Here is a 24245-nt window from a genome sequence, read left to right as displayed (position 1 = left end):
TGCGGGTAGCTCTGTGGATCAGGCAGCGCGCTGTTCGTCGGGATAGGCGCAGGTAACACACATGCCGAGCGAAGTCGGGATGACGTACCCGGCGTCCCGACGGCAGGCGGGGCAGGTACGGCGGGCGGTGTTCGCCTTGGCGAGAGCCGCCCACTTCGCGGGGGTCATCGGCCGCTTCGGCTTCGCGAGGTCGACCCGGTAGAGGTAGGCGACCAGGGGGCCGCGCCGGTAGCGCGGGCGGAAGAGTTCGATCTGCACGTCCTGGCCACCGGGCCGTAAGCCCTGCGCGGCCAGTTGGCGAAGGGTGGCGTACCCCTTGGGAGCGCACCGCCATAAGACGCGCGGTATCTGCCCGCAACCCGTCACCACCGGGGCCGGGGTCGTCATGCAGATGTCGAACCGGGCACCCATCACGCCGCTCCGGACGCGATATCGCGTTCCGCGCGGAGCGTGTCGCGCAGGAAGCGGGCCTTGGCCGGGGCGGTATGGACGGCCTTGCGGATCGCTTCGGCCGTCAGCTCACGGTACGACCAGTCGGCCGTCAACTCCCTTGCTTCGTCGATGAGTTGGGTGACGGTGCGAGTTGGTCGGGGGGTGCGGGCGCTGTCGGGAACTCGACCGGTTGCCCGGCGGGGCGAAGTCGACTGCGCGGCGACCGGTCGGCGAATCGGGAGCACTGCGGCGGGCTGCTTGCCGGTGCCGGTCGGCTTCGTGAAGTCGACTTCCACCGGCATCGGCAACGCCCGTACGACTGGTGCGGGCAGCGGTGCGGGAGTCGACTCTGCGAGGCCAGGGGTAGACCGATTAGCAACGGTCTCTGCCGATTCCTCCGCATCCGTCACGGTCGGGGTGCGGTGGTGCAGCACCTTCGCCACGAGATCGGACCCGAAGTAGATCGACCCGACCGGCAGCGACGTGGCGAGCAAGACGAGAGCCCAGTTGGCCGGGTCCCAGTCGGCCAGTCGGCCCCAGTCGACTGACGCGCGGTGCAGATCGGGCACGAGCCCGTGCACGTAGTTCAGGACGAGCGAGGCGATCGTGTACGTCGCCAGCACCCGCAGCGCGAACGTCCGGTCACGGCCGACCAGTACGAGGGTGGCCACCAGGGCGAGCGCCATCAGGCCGTCCACGACGAACGGGTACAGCGTCGCCGCGGTGGGGTCCGCACCGACCGCGCGGGCCACATCGTGCAGCGCGTTCCAGGACACCCGGAACGCCATGCCGACCACGGCCACCAGGGCCAGGACGAGAAGCACCTTGCCCTTGCGGTTCATGCGACTGCCTCCGTCCCGGTGGAACGGCCGGCGGAGCGGGCGGCGCGCAGGAAGGGCACCGTGCGGGTGAGCGCGTCGGCGTAGAGCGCGTCCCACGCGGCGACCTCGTCACCGCCCTCGCCCTGCGCGGCCAGCTCCGCGATGACCTCGCGGGCGACCGTCTCCCTGGCCGCCCGCTCCTCGGGAGACTCCGGGGTGAGCGGGCCGCGGAACAGGTCGTGGTCAAGGCCGACGGGCAGTTCGTCGAAGCCGATCGCCAGCTCCTCGAACTCGATGGCGTTGAGGACCTGGTGGTTACCGATGTACGTACGCATGGGGGTCTCTCCTGAGTGCGAAGGGAAGCCGGGGCGGTCGCGGTCTTTTGCTGAGAGGCGACCGCCCCGGCGAGAGCGAGGGGCTGCGGAGCGGGTCAGACACGCACCCGGCGCGGCCGGTGGAAGGTGTTGACCAGCCCGCCGAAGATGGCGGAGACGGACGAGAGCGCGACGAACACCGTCAGCGCCAGACCGCCACCGAGGTCGTGCACCGTGCCGCCCAACACCCCGGCGACCACCAGGGCGAGCGCGAGGAAGATCAGCGTCCAGACGGACCGGGCGGTGCTCTGCGGCTTCATGCCGCGGGCCACCAGCTCCAGCTCGGAGGGGACCACCGGGCGGGAAAGCCCGGGGCCGATCGTCAGGACCACCAGGCTCCCGGTGTTGTGCGCGGCGACCCCGGCAACCGTGCCCAGGGTCTTGCAGTTGCGGATACGAACGACGTCACCGATGCCGAGCAACATGAACGACTCCTGCCGTAGAGGAAGTGGAGCGGACTGAGCTGAACGAGCGCGGTCACTGCCACCGCGCCATGCCCGCCTTGTGGTGCCCAGGAAGCGGAGTGCCTGCCGTACGCGATATGGATCCGGCCCTCTTCCCGCTCACCCGAGGAATCGCATCTCGGGGTCATCGCGTCGGCGTCTCTGCCCTTGGGCGGATCCGTTCTTTCAAGTCGGTGGCGTGTCCCCCTACGCGGGGTGTGAGGCCCCGTTGTGACGGGGGCCTGCTTCTCGGCCGACTGGTCTCCACTCGCCTCAGCCGGTGTGGTCGCGGCCGTGTTGCTGCGGTGGATCACGCTGTGGAGTTGTTGAGCAGGTCAGTAACTCGCCTATGGAGAAGGCGAGTTACTGAGTGGAGGAGCCCTAGGTGGCGCCCCTCTTCTCTGCCTCAGAGTGCACTCTGAGGCAGAGTGCGTCAACCCTCTTCGCGGAACAACTCGGGGCGGGCGCTGGTTCTCCCTCTGTTGCTTGTGCACTATGAGGCAGAGACCTAGAAGAGACTTGGGGTGCAGATGGTCGAGTGGACTGGCGAGAAGCCCGCCTACCAGCAGGTGGCCGACGAGCTTCGGCGCAGGATCGCCAAGGACGAGTTCGCGAAGGATGGCAAGCTGCCGTCCCTCGCGGAGATCCAGGGCACCTACACGGCGTCGGTCACCGTGGCCCGCGCCGCCATCAGGCAACTCCGCGATGAGGGCCTGGTGGTGAGCCACCAGGGCAAGGGGGCCTTCCTCACCGCGGACTCCGCGGAGTCCGCGAAGCTCAGCGACACCGCCGGGGCGGTCGCGGAGCTGAAGGGGCAGGTCGCGGAGCTGCGGAGCGAGGTAGGCCAACTTCGCGAGCGGGTAGCCGAGCTGGAATCCCACTGAGGATATGCGCCGGCCGCGCCGGGACTGCCGAAGCCGGGTAGTCCCGGCTGTGTTGCGACTCATGAGCACCTCCCCGTCGGGTTGTGGTGCTACTCAATCGCCAATCCTTTGAGACCTGTATCACGTTGCTTTATCTGACTAAGACTCAGCGGTTTTACACATCCGCTTATACATGCGCTATCACGAGTTTCCATTGACTTACTCGGACAGCTACAGTCGCGAATCCGAGTACCTATCTAGGAGGGCCAGATGGCTCGGGAGCACCCGGATTGGAACCCTGAGATCCTGCGCAAGCAGCGGGAAGCAATCGGGCTGACCCTGGAAGACACAGGGGAGAAGTTGCGCGAGATCGCGGAACGGCACGGCCTCAACATCGCGGCGAACTTTCAGACGATATGGGGTCACGAGGCAGGCAGGGTCTACCCCGGCCCGCACTACCGCCGGGCGTACTCCCGCCTCTACCGCTGTAACGAGGCGCAACTTGGCTTCCGTGCTGCTCTGCCCGGAGAGGAAGCCCACGTGGATTCCGCCCCCGCAGTCGCCACACGTACCCTCCCCGACCAGTCGGACGCCGTGCGGCAGGCGCTGAGCAGCATTCGCACGGGATCGGCCGGCGCGGACAGCGAGATGCTCATCAACCGCATGGTCTCGGCTTGGCGTCACCGCACTTCGGCGGGAGCGGAAGGCCCCTCGGTCGTGTTGGTCGGTGGCTTCGCCGGATCGGGCAAGTCCGAGTTCGCGAAGTTCCTCGGCAACCTCACCGGGTGGCCCATTCTCGACAAGGATTCCCTGACTCGCCCCTTGGTGGAACAGCTACTGGTTGCACTTGGAGGGGAAGCGCACGACCGGAGTTCAGAGCTCTACCGGGAGAAGGTTCGGCCGCTCGAATACCGATGCCTTCTGAACACAGCGTGGGAAAACGTGAACTGCGGGATCTCCACAATCCTCGACGCTCCATTCGTGTCGGAATTTTCTCAAGCCGAGTGGATGCAGCGTTTCCAAAACAAGTGCCGATCGAATCGCGTATCGATGGCAACGATCTGGGTCGATTGCGACCCTGAGTCCATGCGCGAGTACATCGAATTCAGGGGTGCCGCCCGAGACGCTTGGAAGATGGAAGCGTGGGACGACTACCTTGCCTCGCTCGACCTCCAACTGCGGCCGCAGGGACCGCACTTCGTTGTGGACAACCGCTTGGGGGCAGCCGTGGCCCTCGTAGACGAAGCCAAGGACGTTCTGAGCGGAGGTGACCTGTGACCCCCTCCGGCGTCATCCTCTACGGCCCGCCTGGCTCGGGTAAGGACACCATCACCGCTGAACTCTCCGCGCTGCGCGGTGAGTTCACGCTGTTCCAGCGCCTTAAGGCAGGCCCTGGGCGTTCCGCAGGTTACCGAATGACCAGCATCGATCACATCGAGGAACTTTCTCAGGCCGGGGAACTTCTGTACCGCAACGCTCGGTACGACGCGGAATACGCCATCGACAGGCGCGGCGTGGCCGATCTCGTACAGGTCGGCCGAATCCCCGTGCTGCACATGGGGCAAGTAGCGGGCGCGGGTGCGGTGGCTGACTTTCCTCTGCGCTGGATTCGCGTGCTCTTGTGGTGTCCTCTGGACGTCACGGAATCGCGCTCCATCGGCCGCGGTGACAAGGATGTAGAGGCTCGGGTGAAGGTCTGGCACGAGACCCGAGAGGATCTGTTGGCCCACGAATCCGAGCCGTGGACCCTCACCCTCAGGACCGATCGACTCAGCCCCACCGAGTCCGCCAACACCATCATCGACGCCCTCGCAACCACCGCCTCAGCGGAGATCCGTAGCATTCGGGAGCTTGTCGGATGACGACGCTCGGCATCCTGCACCCGGGCAGCATGGGCGCCGCCGTTGCTGCTCAGGCGCGGCGCTCCGGTGCTGAGGTTTTGTGGTGTCCAGCCGGACGCAGCGCAAGCAGCAAGGAACGAGCCGACCGATACGGGCTCACACCGGTAGATGCGCTGAGCGAAATGGTCGAGCGGGCGGACATCATCCTGAGCCTGTGCCCGCCGGCCGCTGCCGCAGACGTGGCGCGGAACGTTGCGGATTGTTCGTATGCCGGAATCTACGTCGACGGGAACGCGGTTTCTCCTGCGTCGATGGCCGACATCAGCGCCATCGTGGAGCACTCCGGGGCGACCGCAGTCGACGGCTCCGTGATCGGATCTCCGCCGTCGGACTCGAAGAGCCCTCGCCTCTACTTGTCCGGGCCAGCCGACGCACTGCATTCGGTGGCGCGGCTCTTTGAGGGGAGTGCTGTTCAAGCGCGTCTCCTGTCGAGCGATATGGGGCAGGCATCTGCGCTTAAGCTCTCGTACAGCAGCTATCAGAAGGCCAGCCGCGCCCTGGCTACGGTCGCCTACGCCCTCGCCAGTGACCACGGGGTGGAGGCGGAACTACTCGACATCGCAGCAGGGCGGACGACCAGCTACTTGGCAGAGACTGCGTACTTCCCGAAGGTCGCCGCGCGTTCATGGCGCTGGGGACCGGAGATGAAGGAGGCGGCGCACGCTCTCGCAGAGGCAGGGCTCCCCTCTGATCTGGCCGACGCCGCAGCCGCCGTGATGGGCCGGTGGACGGGCCTCAAGGACACGTCGCCGGATCTCGCGCTCGTGCTCCAAGAGTTGCACGCAAGCCCGCGCGAGGGGCCAACCTAGAGAGTTGGCCGTTGCAGTACCTCGATGGCTTCTACGATGCCCGTTGCCGTGACGTCGGGCTCGTAGAGGTCATCAGCCCATTCGCGGCCATTGGCCACCCAGAGGGTTCGCAGTCCCGCTGCCTTCGCCCCGAACATGTCCGTGTGGGGGTTGTCGCCAACCATCCACCCCCCAGAGCTGAGCGAAGTGCCGCACTCCGCCGCCGCAGCTTCGAAGAGACGGCGCTCAGGCTTCCGAATTCCGGCCTCACCTGAGACACAGATGCCGTCGAACAGCAGGGACAGACCGGTCTCAGCTAGTTTGGCGCGTTGAATGTCCCCTGCCCCGTTCGTCGCGATGCCGAGGGTCCACCCCGCGTTCCGTAGCGTTATGAGGCCCTCCCGCACTCCAGGGAAGCAACGCACAGACCGAGCGACACCATCGACGTACTCGTGCCAGAGGTCGCGTGGGCTGTCACTGAGACTGAGGACCTTCCGCAGGTCCACGAAATCTTCAAGGTGGGCCCGCTCGCGGAGCCGCTCGCAAACGATGGCCTCTGCTTCATGCGGAAGGCAACGAGAGCTCACAAACCCGCGAGCCCAGACGGCCAAGCCCGCATTACGGTCGATCAGGGTGTTGTCCAGATCGAAAAGTACCAGCATGTTGAAATTCTATGAGATCAGAAGGGCGGCTCATCACTGTAGCCATTCCCCGGTACGGTGATTTTATCGGCTATCTCGCCGAACCCTTCATCTCTGAGGTGGGCGACGTAGTCGGCACCCTTATTCCAAGGGACGCCGCTGATGAGCGCATTACTTAGCGTTGCACATTTTGGATCGCGAAGGGCCAAGGTGAAACGTTGAGGACTTTCTTCAGACATGCCTTTCAGTATTGTAGCCGCGTCGGTGTCATCCTTTTCTTGCAAGAAGTGATGAACGACCTCCACTACCCGATCCTCTCGTCTGTCTGACCCGATGTAGCCGAGCATTATTCCCGCGTCGTTTCCTAGCTCAGCGGCGCGTAGGCGTTTAACTGCAACGTCGATATTCTTGGGCAGGTGCCAGCAAGCTACGAACCTAAGGAACGCACGCACATACTGGCCCACGTTAGCGCGGCGGAGGCCTGCGATGATTTTTGGGGCGGAGATAATTCCATGAATTCTGGCGGTGTGTATGAGTGCATATTCTGTGACGGCAGCGTAACCGGAAGAATTGTTGTCCCAGAAGTGGGGTTCCTTGTCAGGGTCGGGGAGTGGGAAAATTCGATCTAGCGCTTGGATGCAATCGATAGTATCTCTCACACCTCCCGAGGAAACCCACTTCATGAGGGATTCGCAGGACATTCCTGCTTTGTTCATTTCTGCTGCGACATGCGGCACCCAGCTCACAAGTGGCGCACCCTCGGACTGGGCTATGAGGTCGACAAGATCTGTCATGCCGGTGGCTCGAAGCGGCTTCGGGTCCCAGATTCTTTGGGGTGTTGCTGTTTCGTCCTGAGGGGTTGGTGCTCTACCAGTTCTGCCGCGGTTCCCCATTGCTGAAACATATTTAGCGCGCCAGGTGTTTTCGTCAACCTCCTGTGCGGCTAGTGGCGTTCCGTTAATTCTCCCGTACTCAGCAATTGCGTCAATTATCGCGAGTATCTGAGTTAGTTTCGCTGGAGTTTTTCCAGAAATCTTTTCTTGAATTGTGGATCTGGCTATAGAGTGTTGTGGGCGCAGTGCCTTTATGAGGCGCTCAAGTTCCCTAACCGGCGGATTGCCTGCGCGTACCTGTAGGTCTCGTATCTGCTTGGCCAAGCCGTTGCCCATGACTCCCCCTCATGATGCGTCCGCGAGTGTCCGTGATCGTCCGCCATCGTCCGCGTCCGTCCGAAGCTGTCTTCGTCTAGAGGGAGAATGCTAGGTCAGAGAGGTGGGCTGTGTCCGGCAATGACCGGAACCTGCCGGGGAGTTGGTGCCCCACGCTTCGGACAGATTCACTAGATGCGAAAGCTGCCCCGTCCCCACCTGTCGGAGGGTGAGGGCGGGGCTAACTCGCAATGACCTGGCTTGGGACAGTCAGGCCGAAGGTTGGAGAACCGCCGTGGCAAAGATGGACGGGCCTCACGATGATGAGGCTACCGAAGCTGGACGCAACGGGGCCATGCTTTGGCTCGCTGGTATCACGGCATTGGCGGGGCTCTTGTCAGCCCTTGCGGCGATGATCGCTGCCATCAAGGGTTAGGGGAGCCCCTGAGCTTGGGCCGTCCGTGGGCCGTCAAAAGGCGGCCCACAAAGACCATCAAGCACCGTCAACGACCTCTCTCCCGCTGCTCAGCGGTAGCGCACGTGACCTCTGTGGAGGAGGCCGGAGCAGTTCATCAATTCCTGCGCAACAAGAAGCAGGAGTGGGAGGAGTACCGCTCCGAGGTCACCGCCTTCGAGCTCCGCAAGAACCTGCCGGTGCTGTAGCCGCAGGTCCGGCGCCGCTGCCGGCGCCGGCCGGACGGCACTTCGGACCCTCTGCGAAATCACCTGCGGGGGGTCCGTTTTGCTGGCAGGGTGCGGCTCATGGAACGTTCCCTGATGTCCCAACTGGCCCACGCGCACCACCCCATCGCGTCGCCGCTCGGCCTCGACTCCGTGACGAGGGTGCTCGGCCGCGCTCTCAACCGGGGTGGCGAGCGCGTTCTCGACCTCGGTTGCGGGCAGGCCGAGTGGCTGATCCGGGCGCTGGAGTCGCATCCCGGTACGACCGCCGAGGGCGTCGACCTCGCGGCCAACGCGCTGGCCGAGGGGCGCCGGCAGGCCGACGTACGGGGGGTCGGTGACCGGCTCGTGCTGCACGAGGTGGACGCGGCCGCCTTCACGCCCGCGGCGCCCTTCGACGTGATCATCAGCTCCGGGGCCGCGCACGCCTTCGGCGGGCTGCTCGCCACGCTGGAGACCGCGCACAAGTTCCTCGCGCCGGGCGGCCGGGTCGTCATCGGCGACGCGTACTGGCGAGCGGAGCCGTCCGCCGAGGCGATCGAGATGCTGGGGGAGTACGAGAACCTGGCGGACACCGTGGACCGGATCACCGGCGCCGGGTGGACCCCCGTCTACGGGCACCTCTCCACCCGCCACGAGCTCGACGACTACGAGTGGAACTGGACCGGATCGCTCTCCGCCTGGGCCCTGGACCACCCCGAGGACCCGGGGAGCGGGGCCGCGCTGGAGGCCGCCACCGTGCACCGCGACGAGTGGCTGCGCGGGTACCGGGACAGCTTCGGCTACCAGACGCTCGTGCTGCGCCGCACGGAGGGCTGAGTGCCGTGAACACCGGTGACGACCGTCCGGCGCCGCCCCTGCGCGGCGACGAGCGGGAGACCCTGAGGGCGTTCCTGGAGTTCCACCGGGCGACGCTGGCGATGAAGTGCGCGGGGCTGACGGACGAGGAGCTGCGCGCACAGTCCTCGCCGCCGTCGACGCTGTCGCTGCTGGGGCTGGTGCGGCACATGGCGGAGGTGGAGCGGAACTGGTTCCGGCGGGTCATCAACCAGGAGGTTGACCTCCCCCTCGTCTGGTCCGACAAGGGCGACTTCCAGGAGGCGTACGACGCGTCGAAGTCGACCCGGGAGGAAGCCTTCACCGCGTGGGAGGCGGAGGTCGAGCACTCCCGGCGGATCGAGCGGGAGGCCGCGTCGCTCGATGTCACCGGGTACTTCGGGCGGTGGGAGCAGGACGTGTCGCTGCGCCTGGTGATGGTGCACCTGCTGCACGAGTACGCCCGGCACAACGGGCACGCGGACTTCCTCCGGGAGGGGATCGACGGGGTGGTGGGGGCGTAGGGCACGGGCCCCTCACGCCCCGTAGAACAGCTCCTCCACCACGCCCCGCGCCCGCCGGGTGATCCGCCGGTAGTCGTCCAGCATGTCGCCGACGTGGCCCTCGTCGTAGCCCAGGTAGCGGCCCATGGCGGCGAGTTCGCGGCCGTCCGAGGGGAAGGTGTCGCCGGCGCGGCCGCGCACCAGCATCACACCGTTGCGCACCCGTGAGGCCAGTACCCAGGCCTCGTCGAGGATGGCTGCCTCCTCGGTCGGGATCAGTCCGGCCGCGTGGGCGGCGGCCAGGGCCTCGCGGGTGCGGGTGGTGCGCAGACCGGGCTCGGCCCAGCCGTGCTGCATCTGGAGGAGCTGCACCGTCCACTCGACGTCGCTCAGCCCGCCCCGGCCGAGCTTGGTGTGCAGGGTGGGGTCGGCGCCGCGCGGCATCCGTTCGGACTCCATCCGGGCCTTGAGGCGGCGGATCTCGCGGACCGCGTCGTCGCCCAGGCCTTCCGCCGGGTAGCGCAGGGGGTCGGCGAGGTCGATGAAGCGCCGGCCGAGGTCCGCGTCGCCCGCCATCGGGTAGGCGCGGAGCAGGGCCTGGCTCTCCCAGACGAGGGACCAGCGGCGGTAGTACGCCTCGTAGGACTTCAGGGAGCGGACCAGGGGGCCGCTCTTGCCCTCCGGGCGCAGGTCGGCGTCGATCAGCAACGGTGGGTCGGCGGTGGGGAGCTGGAGGAGCCGTCGCATCTCGGTGACGACCTTGTTGGCGGCCCGGGCGGCCTCCTGCTCGTCGACGCCCTCGCGGGGCTCGTGGACGAACAGGACGTCGGCGTCGGAGCCGTAACCCAGTTCGTGGCCGCCGAAACGGCCCATGCCGATGACGGCGAAGCGGGTGGGGAGTTCGTCGCCCCACTGTTCGCGGACCGACGCGCGCAGGGCGCCCGCGAGGGTGGCCGCGTTGAGGGCGGTGACCGCGCCGCCGACCCGGTCCACCAGGGCGCCGGGGTCGGATTCGGCCGGGCTCTCCTCCGTACCGTACGAGCCGATGATGTCGGCGGCAGTGGTACGGAACAGCTCCCGGCGCCGTACCCCGCGCGCCGCCGCCACTCCCGCCTCGGCCCCGTTCGCGCGGCCCACCGCGGCCAGTACCTCCTGCTCCAGGTGGTCGCGGCCACGGGGGTTGAGGCCCTTGGGGTCGCCGAGGATGGCGACCGCTTCCGGGGCGCGCAGGAGGAGGTCGGGGGCGAGGCGGCCGGCGGACAGCACCCGGGCGAGGTTCTCCGCGGCGGCGCCCTCGTCCCTCAGCAGGCGCAGGTACCACGGGGTCTTGCCGAGCGCGTCGGACACCTTGCGAAAGCCCAGCAGCCCGGCGTCCGGGTCGGCGGAGTCGGCGAACCAGCAGAGGAGGACGGGGAGCAGGGTGCGCTGGATGGCGGCCTTGCGGGTGACGCCCGAGGACAGCGCCTCCAGGTGGCGCAGGGCGCCGACCGGGTCGGCGTAGCCGAGCGCTTCGAGGCGCTGTCCGGCGGCCCGTGCGCTCAACCGGGTCTCGCCGGGAGCGAGTTGGGCGACCGCGTCCAGCAGCGGGCGGTAGAAGAGCTTCTCGTGGAGGCGGCGGACGACCGAGGCGTGGCGCTTCCAGGCCTGCTGGAGTTCGGTGACCGGCTCGCCGCGCAGCCCCAGCGAGCGGCCGAGCCGGCGCAGGTCGGCCTCGGACTCGGGGACCAGATGGGTGCGGCGCAGGCGGTAGAGCTGGATGCGGTGTTCCATCTGGCGCAGGAAGCGGTACGCCTCGTCCAGCTGGGCGGCGTCCGCCCGGCCCACGTAACCCCCCGTGGCCAGCGCCTGCAAGGCCTCCAGCGTCGTACCGCTGTGCAGCGTCGCATCGCTGCGGCCGTGCACCAACTGGAGCAGCTGCACGGCGAACTCGACGTCCCGCAGGCCGCCGGGGCCGAGCTTCAGCTCCCGTTCCAACTGCCCCGGCGGGATGTTGTCGACCACCCGGCGGCGCATCTTCTGCACGTCGTGCACGAAGTTGTCGCGCTCGGCGGCCTGCCAGACCATGGGGGAGAGGGCCTCGATGTACTCCTCGCCGAGGGAGAGGTCCCCGGCGACCGGGCGGGCCTTCAGCAGCGCCTGGAACTCCCAGGTCTTCGCCCATCGCTGGTAGTAGGCGAGATGGCTGGAGAGGGAGCGGACGAGCGGACCGTTGCGTCCCTCCGGGCGGAGGTTGGCGTCCACCGGCCAGATGGCGCCCTCGATGGTGGTCTCCGAGCAGATCCGCATCAGGTGCGCGGCGAGGCGGGTGGCGGCCTGCATGGCCCGGCCCTCGTCGGCGCCGTCGGTCGCCTCGCCGACGAAGATCACGTCCACGTCGGAGATGTAGTTCAGCTCGTGGCCGCCGCACTTGCCCATCGCGATCACCGCCAGCCGGCAGATCGTGGCGTCGTCCGGGGCGGCCCGGCGGGCGATGGCGAGGGCGGCGCGGAGGGTGGCGGTCGCGAGGTCGGCCAGCTCGGCGGCGGTCTGCGCGACGTCGGTGGTTCCGCAGACGTCGCGGGCGGCGATGGACAGGAGGCAGCGGCGGTAGGCGATGCGGAGGGTCACCGGGTCGTCCGCCTCGGCAAGGCACTGCTCGAACTCCTCCACCCCGGGGTGCAGGTCGACGGCCTCGTAGGTGAGCAGTGCGTGCCAGTCGCCGGGGTGGCGGGCGAGGTGGTCGGCAAGCGCCTCCGAGGCGCCCATGACACCGAGGAGGCGGTCGCGCAGGGGCTTGGCGGAGACGAGGGTGTGCAGGAAGTCCTGGCGCTCGTCGTCGGTGGGCTGGGCCTCGGCGAGGCGTACGAGACCCAGCAGGGCCAGATCGGGGTCGGCGGTCGCGCCGAGGGCGTCGAGGAGGACCGGGTCCTGGCGGACGGCGGCAAGGGACTCCTCGTCGAGGAGCCGCTCGGCGGTGGAGGGGTCGGTGAAGCCGTGCCGGATGAGACGGGTGAAGGTGCTGCTGCGGCGGCCTGGCACGGTCATGTATTCCCCGCCCTATCCCTCGATGCTCTTGCGGTACGGGTACCGAGCCTATGGGGTGAGGTGCGGGAAGGGCGGCCGGGGCGGGCGCGCCCTGCCGCCCCCGGCCCCCGGGACCCTCGTGGTCAGGCGGGGGTGGGGAGGAGCGGGGTTGTGGGGGTGACGAGTTTCGGGAGGTGGTGGGGGACCGAGCCGTACCAGGCGTAGGCGACCGCGTAGCCGAAGGCCAGGCAGAGCAGGCCGCCGACCGCGTCGAGCCAGAAGTGGTTGGCGGTGGCGACGATGACGATCAGGGTCAGGGTCGGGTAGAGCAGGCCCAGGATGCGGGCCCACGGCGCCGAGGCGAGGAAGAAGATGGTCAGGCCGCACCAGGTCGACCACCCGATGTGCATCGACGGCATCGCCGCGTACTGGTTCGTCATGTGCTTGAGGTCGCCGGAGGCCATCGACCCCCAGGTGTGGTGCACCAGGACCGTGTCGACGAAGCCCCCGCCGTTCATCAGGCGGGGCGGGGCCAGCGGGTAGAGGTAGTAGCCGACGAGAGCGACGCCGGTGGTGGCGAAGAGGATGGTCCGCGAGGCGGCGTACCGCCCCGGCTGCCACTTGTACAGCCAGACCAGTACACCCAGCGTGACCAGGAAGTGCAGGGTCGCGTAGTAGTAGTTCATCGAGACGATCAGCCAGGTCACCGAGTCGATCGCGTGATTGACCGACTTCTCGACGGCGATCCCGAGGTCCTGCTCGACCTTCCAGATCCAGTCGGCGTTGGCGAGCGCCTTCTCCTTCTGCTCGGGCACCGCGTTGCGGATCATCGAGTAGATCCAGTAGCTGACCGCGATCAGCAGGATCTCGAACCAGAAGCGCGGCCTGCGCGGTGAACGGATGCGTTCGACTACGGAGCGGCGACGGGCCGGTGACGCCCCCTCCTCGCTCACCGTGGGTGACGGAATGGTGGCCCTGTGGCCTGCCTCAGTTCTCGTAGTCGCTTCACCCATGGGACGGAAGTCTGCCAGATCGTTATCCGGAGCCGATCATCCTGGAGAGGGTTTAGGGCCGCCCCGTCTCCCCCTCAGGGACGAGGTCCCGAGGCGGTTGACCCCCGTACGACGAGCTCCGGCATGAAGACGAATTCGCTGTGCGGGGCGGGCGTACCGCCGACCTCTTCGAGCAGCGCGCGGACCGCCGCCTGCCCCATCGCGGTGACCGGCTTGCGGATGGTGGTGAGCGGGGGGTCGGTGAAGGCTATGAGGGGGGAGTCGTCGAAACCGACCACGGAGACGTCACGCGGCACCTCAAGACCCAGCCGTCGCGCCGCCCTGATCGCCCCGAGCGCCATCATGTCGCTGGCGCAGACCACCGCCGTGCAGCCCCGCTCGATCAGCGCGGAGGCGGCGGCCTGGCCGCCCTCCAGGGTGTAGAGGGAGTGCTGGACCAGCTCCTCCGTCTCCTCGGCGGACATCGCGTACCGCTCCTGCATGCTGCTGCGGAAGCCCTCGATCTTGCGGAGCACGGGGACGAAGCGTTTGGGCCCGACCGCCAGGCCTATCCGGGTGTGACCGAGCGCCGCGAGATGGGTGACCGCCAGGCGCATCGCCGCCCGGTCGTCCGGCGAGATGAACGGCGCCTGCACTTTCGGCGAGAAACCGTCCACGAGGACGAAGGGGACGCCCTGTGCCCGCAGCTGCTCGTAGCGCTGGGTGTCGGCGGTGGTGTCCGCGTGCAGCCCGGAGACGAAGATGATGCCGCAGACGCCGCGCGCGACCAGCATCTCCGTCAGCTCGTCCTCGGTGGAGCCGCCGGGGGTCTGGGTGGCGAGCACCGGGGTGTAGCCCTGCCGGGTCAGCGCCTGGCCGATGACCTGCGCGAGCGCCGGGAAGATCGGGTTCTCCAGCTCGGGGGTTATCAGCCCGACCAGGCCCGCGCTGAGCCTGCGCAGCCGGACCGGTCGCTCGTACCCGAGGACGTCGAGTGCGGCGAGTACGGATTCGCGGGTGGCCGAGGCAACACCCGGTTTGCCGTTCAGTACCCGGCTGACCGTCGCTTCGCTGACCCCCGCCTGGGCTGCGATGTCGGCTAGCCGTGCGGTCATGACGTGGGACCTTACCGGGCGCATGTCAGATTGCCCACCAAGCGCAGGAATCGGCCGGAAGGGTGACGGTTTCGCCGTCCGCCACGAGCGCGCACGAGGACACCAGGAGGCGTCCCGGGGTGCGGAGTTGGAGGGGACCGGTCCCCGTGCTGAGAGTGCAGCGGAAGCCGGGGCGTACGAAGTCGAGCAGTCCCGGAACCGACTCCCGCCACGTCATCCGCCCGTCGCCCAGCCCGTCCAGCTCCTTCCTGACGGCCAGTGCCCGGCGGTACATCTCCCGCGTCGAGTCCGCGTCGCCCCGCTGCGCCGCCGCACTCAGCCGCTTCCAGGCGTCCGGCTGCGGAAGCCAGCTGCCGCCGCTTCCGAAGCCGTACGGCGGCTGGTCCCCTTCCCACGGAATCGGCACCCGGCACCCGTCGCGCAGCCCGTCCTGACCGTCGGTGCGGAAGAAGGACGGGTCCTGGCGCACCTCGTCGGGGAGGTCGGTGACCTCGGGCAGTCCGAGTTCCTCGCCCTGGTAGAGGTACGTCGACCCGGGCAGCGCCAGCATCAGCAGCGCGGCCGCCCGGGCCCGGCGCAGCCCCAGCGCGTAGTCGTCGCCGCCGTAGCGGGTGAGATGGCGGACCACGTCGTGGTTGGACAGCACCCAGGTGGTGGGCGCGCCCACCGAACCGGCCGCGGCGAGGGAGGCGTCGACGACCTTGCGCATCGCCGTCGCGTCCCAGGGGCAGGTCAGGAACTGGAAGTTGAAGGCCTGGTGCAGTTCGTCGGGGCGTACGTACAGGGCGAGCCGCTCGGGCGAGGGGGCCCACGCCTCGGCGACACCGATGCGTTCACCGGGGTACGAGTCCAGGAGCCGGCGCCACGCCCGGTGGATCTCGTGGACCCCGTCCTGGTCGAAGAACGGCAGTACCTGGGAGCCGATCATCCTCGCCTGTTCGCGGGCCCCGATGTCGGGCATGCCGGGGGCCTTGACCATGCCGTGGGCGACATCGATGCGGAAGCCGTCCACGCCCCGGTCCAGCCAGAAGCGCAGGACCGAGTCGAACTCGGCGTGCACGGCGGGGTTTTCCCAGTTGAGGTCGGGCTGCTGGGGGGCGAAGAGGTGGAGGTACCAGTCGCCTTCGGTGTCGTCGGGGCCGGTGGTACGGGTCCAGGCGGAGCCGCCGAACACGGACTCCCAGTCGTTCGGGGGGAGTTCGCCGTCCGCGCCACGGCCGGGGCGGAAGTGGTAGAGGTCCCGCTCCGGGCCCCCGGCGAGCGCCGCACGGAACCACGCGTGCTGGTCCGAGGTGTGGTTCGGCACTACATCCACAATCACCCGCAGGCCCAACTCGTGTGCGGAGTCGATGAGTCGGGTGGCGTCTTCCAGTGTCCCGAAGAGCGGGTCGACCTTCCGGTAGTCCGCCACGTCGTAACCGCCGTCCGCCTGCGGCGACGCGTAGAAGGGGGTCAGCCACAGCGCGTCGACGCCCAGCTCGGCCAGCTGCGGCAGGTGTGCGCGGATGCCCGGCAGATCCCCCACGCCGTCCCCATTGCTGTCTGTGAAGGACCGGACGTACACCTGATAGATGACGGCATCGCGCCACCACCGCGAGGCGCTGGTCCCTGTGGTGGTCCGGGGCGGGGAAAGGGGTGTCATGGCGCTCCCTGGTCTGCCAGGACCGTCCGGGCCGGGGGCCGGTCCGTGCGGTCGGTGGGCTCTCGTATCGGCAACTACGGGATCAACGCCGGCGGGTCCCGAAAGTAACAGCCCTGCAAGTTCTTGCGGGCGCGGCGGCAAGGGCCGCCATCCGGCCGGAACCCCCGCTCCCACCTGCCAGGTAAGGCTTCTGGTTGCAACCGGCAGGACACACCGAGGTAACGATCGACCACCCTTGCAGAAATTTCCCGCAAACTCTTTCGGACTTCTTTCAGGCTTGTTACGTTCCTCCACGACCCGGCGCCGCGACGGAGCGGTACGGCAGTTGAAGGAGTTCAGATGCGACGTGGCATAGCAGCCACCGCCCTGGTCGCGACCCTGGCGCTCGCGGCGACCGCTTGTGGCGGCGACAGCGACAACCCCCAGAGCAAGGGCCCGGCCGGCGAGCTCGCCGGCGAGGTCACCTGGTGGGACACCTCCACGGTCGGCAGCGAGGACAAGGTCTTCAAGAAGATCGCCGAGGACTTCACCAAGAAGCACCCCAAGGTGAAGGTCAAGTACGTCAACGTCCCCTTCGGTGACGCGCAGAACAAGTTCAAGAACGCCGCCCAGGCGGGCTCCGGCGCCCCCGACGTGATCCGCTCCGAGGTCGCCTGGACCCCCGACTTCGCGGACCTGGGCATCCTGGACCCGCTGGACGGCACCGCGGCCCTGAAGAACGAGGGCGACTTCCTCAAGCAGGCCGCCGCCTCCACGAAGTACAAGGACAAGACCTACGCGGTCCCGCAGGTCATCGACTCCATGGGCATCTTCTACAACAAGAAGATGCTCAAGGACGCGGGCGTCGAGGTCCCGGCGACCGTCGCCGACCTCAAGACCGCCTCGAAGAAGATCAAGGACAAGACCGGCAAGACCGGGATGTACCTGCGCGGCGACGACGCCTACTGGTTCCTCTCCTTCCTCTACGGAGAGGGCGGCGACCTGGTCGACGCCAAGAACAAGAAGATCACCATCGACAACCCGGCCGGCGTGAAGGCCCTGGGCGTCGCCAAGGACCTGGTGACCTCCGGCGCCGCCAAGACCGACGCCACCGACGGCTTCGACAACATGCAGAAGGCGTTCAAGTCCGGCGATGTCGCGATGATGATCAACGGCCCGTGGGCGATCGCCGACACCTACGCCGGTGACCAGTTCAAGGACAGGACCAACCTGGGCATCGCCCCGGTCCCGGCCGGCTCCGCCAAGCAGGGCGCCCCGCAGGGCGGTCACAACCTCGCCGTCTACGCGGGCTCCAAGAACCGCGAGGCCTCGCACGCCTTCGTCGAGTACATGACCTCCGCCGAGGTCCAGGCCCAGGTCACCAAGGAGCTCAACCTGCTCCCGACCCGTACCTCCGTCTACTCCCAGCCGGACGTCGCGAAGAACGAGATCGTCACGTTCTTCAAGCCGGTCGTCGAGAAGGCCGTCGAGCGCCCGTGGATCCCGGAGACCGGCAGCCTGTTCGCCCCGCTGGTCACCGAGTACACCAAGGTCCTCACCAACCAGACCACGCCGGAGGCCGGCGCCAAGGCCACGGGTGACGCGTACCGCAAGCTCCTCAAGGGCTGGAACTAGGAATCACCGATGACTGCTGCTGACACCGGCCGGTCGGTGGCGAAGGCCGTGGGCGGGGACCAACCCGCCCGCGGCCGGAGCCGCGGAACCGGCACGAGGGACAAAGCCCCAGGCACCCCGAGTACCCCAGGAACTCCCGGACGCCTCCGGAGGTCGCTCTCGACCCACTGGTACGCCTGGACGATGGTCGCCCCCGTGGTGGTCGTCATCGGCGTCATCATCGGATACCCGCTGGTCCGCGGCATCTTCCTGTCGCTGACCGACGCCAATGAGCGCAATGTCGAGCGCTCCATCGGCGTCAACAAGCTCCCCGCCACCTACGAGTTCGTCGGCCTCGACAACTACGCCGACGCGCTCACCGGCAACCAGTTCCTCGCCACCCTCGGGTGGACCGTGCTGTGGACGGTGGCGTGTGTCTCGATCACCTTCGCCCTCGGCATGGGCCTGGCGAACATCCTCAACCGGAAGATCGCCGGCCGGGGCGCCTACCGGATGATGCTGGTACTGCCCTGGGCGGTCCCCGGCTTCGTCTCGGTCTTCGCCTGGCGCTTCCTCTACAACGAGGACAACGGGCTGCTCAACAAGATCCTCGCGGGCGGCGGCATCGACGCGGTGCCGTGGCTGAACGACCCGAACTGGGCGAAGTTCGCGGTGATCACCGTGAACGTCTGGCTCGGCATCCCGTTCATGATGGTCGCCCTGCTCGGCGGGCTCCAGTCCATACCGGGCGAGTTGTACGAGGCGGCCGAGATGGACGGGGCCACGGCCTGGCAGCGCTTCCGGCACATCACCATGCCGGGGCTGCGGCCGGTGTCCACCACCGTGATCCTGCTCAGTACCATCTGGACGTTCAACATGTTCCCGGTGATCTTCCTGCTGACCAGGGGCGGACCGGGCGAGGCCACTCAGATTCTGGTGACCCAGGCGTACAAGTTCTCCTTCGAGATCAGCCCGCGCGACTTCGCGCAGTCGTCCACCTGGGGCGTCCTGATCCTCGTACTCCTGATGATCTTCGCCGCGGTCTACCGGCGAGTCCTCCGCAAGCAGGGAGAAGTCTGGTGACCACGACCGAGAGCGTTCCGGGGACCGGAACACTTCTGAGTACCGGCCAGGCGGCCAATGTGCAGCGACGCGACCGGCGTTCGCCGCTGGCGTCCGTCGCGCTGCACACCACGCTGGTCGTCGCGTCGATCGTCGCGGTGTTCCCGGTGCTGTGGGTGCTGCTGACCTCGCTCAAGCCGGCCCAGTACGCGACGACCACGGACTTCGTCCGGGAGACGACGCTCACCAACTACACCAGTCTGCTGAACGACACCCCGTTCCTCACCTGGTTCGGCAACTCGCTGCTGATCGCCGGGCTTTCGACGGTCATCGGGGTCTTCGTCTCCGCGACGACGGGTTACGCGATCAGCCGCTTCCGGTTCCCCGGGAAGCGGGGGCTGATGTGGACGCTGCTCATCACCCAGATGTTCCCGGTGGCCGTCCTGATCGTGCCGATCTACAACATCATGGCGAAGCTGGGGCTGTTGAATCAGCCGATGGGGCTGGTCATCACGTATCTGACCATCTCGGTCCCGTTCTGCGCCTGGATGATGAAGGGGTTCTTCGACGGGATCCCGCAGGAGATCGACGAGTCGGGGATGGTGGACGGGCTGACGCCGTTCGGGACTTTCTGGCGGTTGATTCTTCCGCTGGCGAAGCCGGGGCTGGCGGTGACCGCCTTCTACTCCTTCATCACGGCCTGGGGGGAGGTGGCGTATGCGTCGGCGTTCCTGGTGGGGGACGAGAACATGACCCTGGCGGGTGGTCTGCAGAAGTTCGTGAACCAGTACAGCAGTCAGTGGGGGCCGATGGCGGCGGCGTCGGTGCTCATCGCCATTCCGGCGGGGATCGTCTTCATCTTCGCCCAGAGGCATTTGGTGGGCGGTATGACCGCTGGTGCGACCAAGGGGTGAGCGGACCGGGTTCGTTCGCGCCTGCGGCGGGCGTTTGCCCCTCCCCGCCCCTTCCCTGAACCGCCGGCCGCGGGGCTGGTGGGGAGGTGCGGGGGTGTGGTGGTTGCTCGCGCAGTTCCTCGCGCCCCTGGAAGGCGGCCTCCGGCCGCCCCCCCCAGGGCCCACCCCCCCGGTAGCCCGCTTGGGTACGGCGGCCGCCCGCCCTTCGCTCCCGCTAGCCCGCTTGGGCGGCGGGGCCGCCCCCCGGGGGCGGAACGGGCGGGCAAAGGGGCGGCCCTCGACGGAGTCGCACCGCACCCACCCCCGGCCCACCCCGGCCCCGCCCACCGCCCCGCCCCGTACCCCCGACCCCGCCACCCCCGGACCCGACCCCCTCTCACCTCCCAGACCCCCAGGGACGACATGACCCAGCACCTCACCGCCCCCGCCCCGGCGAACGAGACCACCCCCGGTCCCACCAACTGGTGGCGCGACGCGGTGATCTACCAGGTCTACCCCCGCAGCTTCGCCGACGGCAACGGCGACGGCATGGGCGACCTCGCAGGCGTCCGCGCCCGCCTCCCCTACCTCCGCGACCTCGGCGTGGACGCCGTCTGGCTGAGCCCGTTCTACGCGTCCCCGCAGGCCGACGCCGGCTACGACGTCGCCGACTACCGGGCCATCGACCCCATGTTCGGGACGCTGCTCGACGCCGACGGCCTGATCCGCGACGCCCACGAGCTGGGCCTGCGCATCATCACGGACGTCGTCCCCAACCACTCCTCCGACCAGCACGAGTGGTTCAAGCGGGCCATCGAGGAGGGCCCGGGGTCGGCCCTGCGCGACCGCTACCACTTCCGCCCAGGGAAGGGGGCCAGTGGTGAACTCCCGCCGAACGACTGGGAGTCCGTCTTCGGCGGCCCGGCCTGGACCCGTACCACCAACCCCGACGGCACCGAAGGCGACTGGTACCTCCACCTCTTCGCCCCCGAGCAGCCCGACCACAACTGGGAGCACCCGGCGGTCGCCGACGAGTTCCGCTCGATCCTGCGCTTCTGGCTGGACATGGGCGTGGACGGCTTCCGGATCGACGTCGCGCACGGGCTGGTCAAGGCGGAGGGTCTCCCGGACCTCGGGACCCACGACCAGCTGAAGCTGCTCGGCAACGACGTGATGCCGTTCTTCGACCAGGACGGCGTGCACGCCATCTACCGCGCCTGGCGGCAGATCCTCGACGAGTACCCGGGCGAGCGCATCGGCGTCGCCGAGGCCTGGACCCCGACCGTCGAGCGCACCGCGAACTACGTCCGCCCGGACGAGCTGCACCAGGCCTTCAACTTCCAGTACCTGGGCACCCATTGGGACGCCGCCGCGCTGCGCGAGGTCATCGACACCTCGCTCGACGCGATGCGGCCGGTCGGCGCCCCGACCACCTGGGTGCTCTCCAACCACGACGTCACCCGCCACGCCACCCGCTTCGCCAACCCGCCGGGCCTGGGCACCCAGATCCGCACGGCCGGCGACCGCGAACTCGGCCTGCGCAGGGCCCGCGCGGCGACCCTGCTGATGCTGGCGCTGCCCGGCTCGGCGTACGTCTACCAGGGCGAGGAGCTGGGCCTGCCCGACGTCACCGACCTGCCCGACGAGGTGCGCCAGGACCCCTCCTTCTTCCGTGCGGCCGGGCAGGACGGCTTCCGTGACGGCTGCCGGGTGCCGATCCCGTGGACGGTCGGGGGTTCCTCGTACGGGTTCGGGACGGGCGGCAGCTGGCTGCCGCAGCCCGCCACCTGGGGCGCCCTGTCGGTGGAGGCGCAGACCGGCGACCCGGCCTCCACCCTGGAGCTGTACCGCTCCGCGCTCGCCGTGCGCCGCGACCACCGGGGGCTGGGCGCGGGCACCGGCGTCAGCTGGCTGCCCGACACCCCCGCCGGTGTTCTCGCCTTCGCCCGCGAGGGCTTCGTCTGCACGGCGAACACCACCACAGAGCCGGTATGGATCACCGTGCCCGACGGCCGTGTGCTGCTCTCCTCCTGCGAAGTGGCGCCGGTCGACGGCCAGTTGGACCTCCCCGCCGACACGACCGTCTGGTGGGCCGTGTGACCGTGCCCGAGCCGCGGAGCGGCGGCCCCACCGCCGCCGCTCCGCGACTGTCCCACCTCGCCGCGCAGGCCAAGGTCAGCGAGGCGACGGTCAGCCGCGTCCTCAACGGCAAGGCGGGCGTCGCCGAAGCCACCCGCAAGCGCGTCCTGGCCGCACTCGACGTCCTCGGCTACGAACGCCCCACCCGGCTGCGCCAGCGCAGTGCGGGCCTGGTCGGGCTGGTCATCCCCGAGCTGACGAACCCGATCTTCCCGGCGTTCGCCCAGGTCGTGGAGCAGACCCTGGCCGGCCGCGGCTACACCCCGGTGCTCTGCACCCAGATGCCCGGCGGCTCCATCGAGGACGAACTGGTCGAGCAGCTCGTCGAACGGGGCGTGGACGGAATCATCTTCCTCTCCGGCCTGCACGCCGACCTCTCCGCCGACCCGGCCCGCTACGCCGCGCTGACCGCGCGCGGTGTCCCGTACGTCCTGATCAACGGCTACAACCCGGCGATCAGCGCCCCGTTCGTCTCCCCGGACGACCATGCGGCGGTACGGATGGCCGTCACCCACCTGGGGGAGCTGGGGCACCGGCGCATCGGCCTGGCGGTCGGCCCGGCCCGCTTCGTCCCCTCCCACCGCAAGCGCGAGGGCTTCGTCGAGGCGACCGGCGCACCGGAGCTCATCCAGCACACCCTGTTCAGCGTCGAGGGCGGTCAGGCGGCGGCGGGCGCCCTGCTGGACGCGGGCTGCACCGGCATCGTCTGTGGCAGCGACATGATGGCTCTCGGTGTCGTCCGGGCCGCCCGCGACCGGGGCCTGCGCGTCCCCGAGGACGTCTCGGTGGTCGGCTACGACGACTCGCCGCTGATCCCGTTCACCGACCCGCCCCTGACCACGGTCCGCCAGCCCGTCCAGGCGATGGCCACGGCGGCGGTCGGCGCGCTCCTGGAGGAGATCGGCGGAAACCCGGTCCAGCACACGGAGTACGTGTTCCAGCCGGAGCTGGTGGTACGGGGGTCCACGGGCCAGCGGCGGGGGTGAGGGGCGGGGAGTGAAGGGCGGGGGAGTGAGGGGCGGGCGGCGGCCGTGCGCCCGTCCTCGCACCCGGCAGAGCCCGTCCTCGCGCCCGGCAGGCCCCGTCCTCGTACCCGACAAAGACGGTGCGGGGAATGTCGGGTGAGCGCGGCCGGTGCCGCCGCACGATGGGGGCATGGACGACATGACCTTGGTATCCCGATTCCTCCGCGACGGCTTCGTGAAGCTTCAGGGAGCCGTCGCGCCGCGCGTGGCCGCGGACTGCGCGCGGCTGCTGTGGCGGGAGACGGGCTGCGACCCGGACGACCCGGCGACCTGGACGCAGCCCGTGCACTGGGTGCCCGGCATGGGGCAGGGGCCGTTCGCCGCCGCCCCCAACTCCCCGGCCCTGCACCGTGCGTACGACCTGCTGGTCGGTGCCGGGCGCTGGGAGCCGCGCTATTCGCTGGGTACGTTCCCGTTGCGCTTCCCGCACGAGGAGGAGCCGGCCGACGCGGGCTGGCACATCGAGGGGAGCTATTTGCCGGAGGGCGAGAGCTGGTACTTCACGAATCTGCGTTCCCGTGGCCGGGCGCTGCTGATGCTGTTCCTGTTCAGCGAGGTCGGTGAACAGGACGCCCCGACCCGGATCCGGGTCGGCTCCCATCTCGACGCGCCGAAGGTGCTGGAGCAGTACGGGGAGGACGGGGCCAGTGGGCTGACCCTCGCCCCGGATCTGGTGGCGGCGTCCGACCACCGGCCGCTCGCCCTCGCCACCGGGTCCCCGGGCGACGTCTTCCTGTGCCATCCGTTCCTGGTGCACGCCGCGCAACCGCACCACGGGCTGCGGCCGCGCTTCATGGCCCAGCCGCCGCTGATGCCTGCCGCGCCCTACGCGCTGGAGCGGGCCGACGGCGCGTACTCACCCGTGGAGAGGGCCATCCGCCGGGGCCTGGGACTGGACGCCCCCGGCCCGGACCGGGAGGGGGGCGGCCACAGCGCCGAGTAGCCGCACTTCACGGCTGCCGTGCTCAGCAGGCCGTGCCGGGTGCGGCCGCCGTGGCCCTCAGCAGGTCGCGCAGCAGGTCGAAGTCGATGTTCTCCGGCTTGCGGAAGCGCAGGCAGCCCTTGCCCATGTCGTGTCCGGCCAGCCGCTCCTCGAACGCCTCCCGGACGTCCTCGCGCAGGAGATAGACGGACACGTAACTCTTCTGGCTCGCGAAGGCGACCTCGGCGGTGCCGTCGCGTTCGTACACCGGCATGCCGTACGCCATGGCCTCGGTGAAGCCCGGGAGTTCCGTGCGGCACAGCTCCCGGAGCCGGGCCAGGGCCTCCCCGCGTTCCTGCGGCACCCCGATCAGGTAGTCGTCGACGTTCTCCGCCCTGCTCTGCACCATGCGGTGAGCCTAGACCGGCGGGGGAGCGGGAGGGCGGAC

At 68.8% G+C, this 24245-nt stretch carries 23 protein-coding genes and 1 pseudogene; 13 read left to right on the top strand and 11 right to left on the bottom strand.

Translation table 11 applies throughout. From position 1 onward, the window contains the following. Window positions 1–18: 18 nt before the first annotated feature. The 4 genes from ACIA73_RS09480 to ACIA73_RS09465 form a co-directional block, all read right to left on the bottom strand. Window positions 19–387 (bottom strand): RRQRL motif-containing zinc-binding protein, encoded by a 369-nt coding sequence (locus tag ACIA73_RS09480; protein WP_399438041.1) that lies wholly within the window; start codon window positions 385–387, stop codon window positions 19–21. 23 nt (window positions 388–410) lie between these two features. Continuing rightward, on the bottom strand, window positions 411–1274 hold the full coding sequence (locus ACIA73_RS09475; protein ID WP_399437760.1) for a DUF2637 domain-containing protein: 864 nt from the start codon (window positions 1272–1274) through the stop codon (window positions 411–413). Next, window positions 1271–1588, bottom strand: coding sequence for a hypothetical protein (locus ACIA73_RS09470; protein WP_399437759.1), 318 nt, complete (start codon window positions 1586–1588; stop codon window positions 1271–1273). The genes ACIA73_RS09475 and ACIA73_RS09470 overlap by 4 nt, the downstream gene beginning before the upstream one ends. A gap of 95 nt (window positions 1589–1683) precedes the next feature. Next, entirely contained in the window at window positions 1684–2052 is a 369-nt protein-coding gene (locus ACIA73_RS09465) for a hypothetical protein (RefSeq protein ID WP_399437758.1), read from the bottom strand. Between the two features lie 548 nt (window positions 2053–2600). On the opposite strand from ACIA73_RS09465, the gene ACIA73_RS09460 reads away from it, so the two are divergent. The 4 genes from ACIA73_RS09460 (at window position 2601) to ACIA73_RS09445 (ending at window position 5643) form a co-directional block, all read left to right on the top strand. After that, on the top strand, window positions 2601–2954 hold the full coding sequence (locus ACIA73_RS09460) for a GntR family transcriptional regulator (protein ID WP_399437757.1): 354 nt from the start codon (window positions 2601–2603) through the stop codon (window positions 2952–2954). 249 nt (window positions 2955–3203) lie between these two features. Beyond that, window positions 3204–4211 carry an AAA family ATPase gene (locus ACIA73_RS09455; protein ID WP_399437756.1) on the top strand — a complete coding sequence of 336 codons (1008 nt, stop codon included), beginning with the start codon at window positions 3204–3206 and terminating at the stop codon, window positions 4209–4211. Continuing rightward, window positions 4208–4795: a guanylate kinase gene (locus ACIA73_RS09450; protein WP_399437755.1), complete on the top strand. Its 588-nt coding sequence runs from the start codon at window positions 4208–4210 to the stop codon at window positions 4793–4795. Before ACIA73_RS09455 ends, ACIA73_RS09450 begins: the two co-directional genes overlap by 4 nt. Next, complete coding sequence (locus ACIA73_RS09445; RefSeq protein ID WP_399437754.1) at window positions 4792–5643, top strand: DUF1932 domain-containing protein; 852 nt, start codon at window positions 4792–4794, stop codon at window positions 5641–5643. Before ACIA73_RS09450 ends, ACIA73_RS09445 begins: the two co-directional genes overlap by 4 nt. On the opposite strand, the gene ACIA73_RS09440 is transcribed toward ACIA73_RS09445, so the two are convergent. Beyond that, complete coding sequence (locus ACIA73_RS09440; RefSeq protein WP_399437753.1) at window positions 5640–6284, bottom strand: HAD family hydrolase; 645 nt, start codon at window positions 6282–6284, stop codon at window positions 5640–5642. The genes ACIA73_RS09445 and ACIA73_RS09440 overlap by 4 nt on opposite strands. 17 nt (window positions 6285–6301) lie before the next feature. Beyond that, a complete protein-coding gene (locus tag ACIA73_RS09435; RefSeq protein WP_399437752.1) occupies window positions 6302–7432 on the bottom strand; it encodes a hypothetical protein in 1131 nt (376 codons plus the stop codon). A 555-nt stretch (window positions 7433–7987) separates the two neighbouring features. Here ACIA73_RS09435 and ACIA73_RS09430 point away from each other — a divergent pair. The 3 genes and pseudogenes from ACIA73_RS09430 to ACIA73_RS09420 form a co-directional block, all read left to right on the top strand. After that, window positions 7988–8074: pseudogene (locus ACIA73_RS09430) on the top strand (glutamine synthetase); the annotation flags it as partial. Window positions 8075–8173: 99 nt separating this feature from the next. After that, window positions 8174–8911 (top strand): SAM-dependent methyltransferase, encoded by a 738-nt coding sequence (locus ACIA73_RS09425; RefSeq protein WP_399437751.1) that lies wholly within the window; start codon window positions 8174–8176, stop codon window positions 8909–8911. Between the two features lie 5 nt (window positions 8912–8916). Beyond that, a complete protein-coding gene (locus ACIA73_RS09420; protein ID WP_399437750.1) occupies window positions 8917–9432 on the top strand; it encodes a DinB family protein in 516 nt (171 codons plus the stop codon). A 12-nt stretch (window positions 9433–9444) separates the two neighbouring features. Here the strand turns inward: ACIA73_RS09420 and ACIA73_RS09415 are convergent, their stop codons facing one another. From ACIA73_RS09415 to ACIA73_RS09400, 4 genes are all read right to left on the bottom strand, one after another. Then, window positions 9445–12435, bottom strand: a complete 2991-nt coding sequence (locus ACIA73_RS09415; RefSeq protein WP_399437749.1) for a bifunctional [glutamine synthetase] adenylyltransferase/[glutamine synthetase]-adenylyl-L-tyrosine phosphorylase — start codon at window positions 12433–12435, stop codon at window positions 9445–9447. Window positions 12436–12557: 122 nt separating this feature from the next. Further along, entirely contained in the window at window positions 12558–13427 is an 870-nt protein-coding gene (locus ACIA73_RS09410; protein ID WP_399437748.1) for a phosphatase PAP2 family protein, read from the bottom strand. Window positions 13428–13501: 74 nt separating this feature from the next. Beyond that, window positions 13502–14521 carry a LacI family DNA-binding transcriptional regulator gene (locus ACIA73_RS09405; RefSeq protein ID WP_399437747.1) on the bottom strand — a complete coding sequence of 340 codons (1020 nt, stop codon included), beginning with the start codon at window positions 14519–14521 and terminating at the stop codon, window positions 13502–13504. A gap of 25 nt (window positions 14522–14546) precedes the next feature. Then, complete coding sequence (locus ACIA73_RS09400; protein WP_399437746.1) at window positions 14547–16163, bottom strand: glycoside hydrolase family 13 protein; 1617 nt, start codon at window positions 16161–16163, stop codon at window positions 14547–14549. A 339-nt stretch (window positions 16164–16502) separates the two neighbouring features. Here ACIA73_RS09400 and ACIA73_RS09395 point away from each other — a divergent pair, with 339 nt between their 5' ends. From ACIA73_RS09395 to ACIA73_RS09370, 6 genes are all read left to right on the top strand, one after another. Further along, complete coding sequence (locus ACIA73_RS09395) at window positions 16503–17777, top strand: extracellular solute-binding protein (protein ID WP_399437745.1); 1275 nt, start codon at window positions 16503–16505, stop codon at window positions 17775–17777. Window positions 17778–17786: 9 nt separating this feature from the next. After that, a complete protein-coding gene (locus ACIA73_RS09390) occupies window positions 17787–18839 on the top strand; it encodes a carbohydrate ABC transporter permease (RefSeq protein ID WP_399437744.1) in 1053 nt (350 codons plus the stop codon). 35 nt (window positions 18840–18874) lie between these two features. Beyond that, window positions 18875–19732 carry a sugar ABC transporter permease gene (locus tag ACIA73_RS09385; protein WP_399438040.1) on the top strand — a complete coding sequence of 286 codons (858 nt, stop codon included), beginning with the start codon at window positions 18875–18877 and terminating at the stop codon, window positions 19730–19732. Between the two features lie 402 nt (window positions 19733–20134). Then, the gene (locus tag ACIA73_RS09380) at window positions 20135–21811 is read left to right on the top strand and encodes a glycoside hydrolase family 13 protein (RefSeq protein ID WP_399437743.1); all 1677 of its coding nucleotides are present in this window, start codon (window positions 20135–20137) and stop codon (window positions 21809–21811) included. Next, window positions 21796–22836, top strand: coding sequence for a LacI family DNA-binding transcriptional regulator (locus tag ACIA73_RS09375; protein WP_399438038.1), 1041 nt, complete (start codon window positions 21796–21798; stop codon window positions 22834–22836). Before ACIA73_RS09380 ends, ACIA73_RS09375 begins: the two co-directional genes overlap by 16 nt. Before the next feature lie 169 nt (window positions 22837–23005). Continuing rightward, window positions 23006–23818 (top strand): phytanoyl-CoA dioxygenase family protein, encoded by an 813-nt coding sequence (locus ACIA73_RS09370; protein ID WP_399437741.1) that lies wholly within the window; start codon window positions 23006–23008, stop codon window positions 23816–23818. Window positions 23819–23840: 22 nt separating this feature from the next. On the opposite strand, the gene ACIA73_RS09365 is transcribed toward ACIA73_RS09370, so the two are convergent. After that, a complete protein-coding gene (locus ACIA73_RS09365; RefSeq protein WP_399437740.1) occupies window positions 23841–24206 on the bottom strand; it encodes an iron chaperone in 366 nt (121 codons plus the stop codon). Window positions 24207–24245: the final 39 nt, after the last annotated feature.

This window comes from Streptomyces sp. NPDC051561 (assembly GCF_044454195.1).
Classification (GTDB): domain Bacteria; phylum Actinomycetota; class Actinomycetes; order Streptomycetales; family Streptomycetaceae; genus Streptomyces.
The sequence above is the reverse complement of the archived record's forward strand: the minus strand, read 5'-3'. Positions and strand labels throughout refer to the sequence as shown.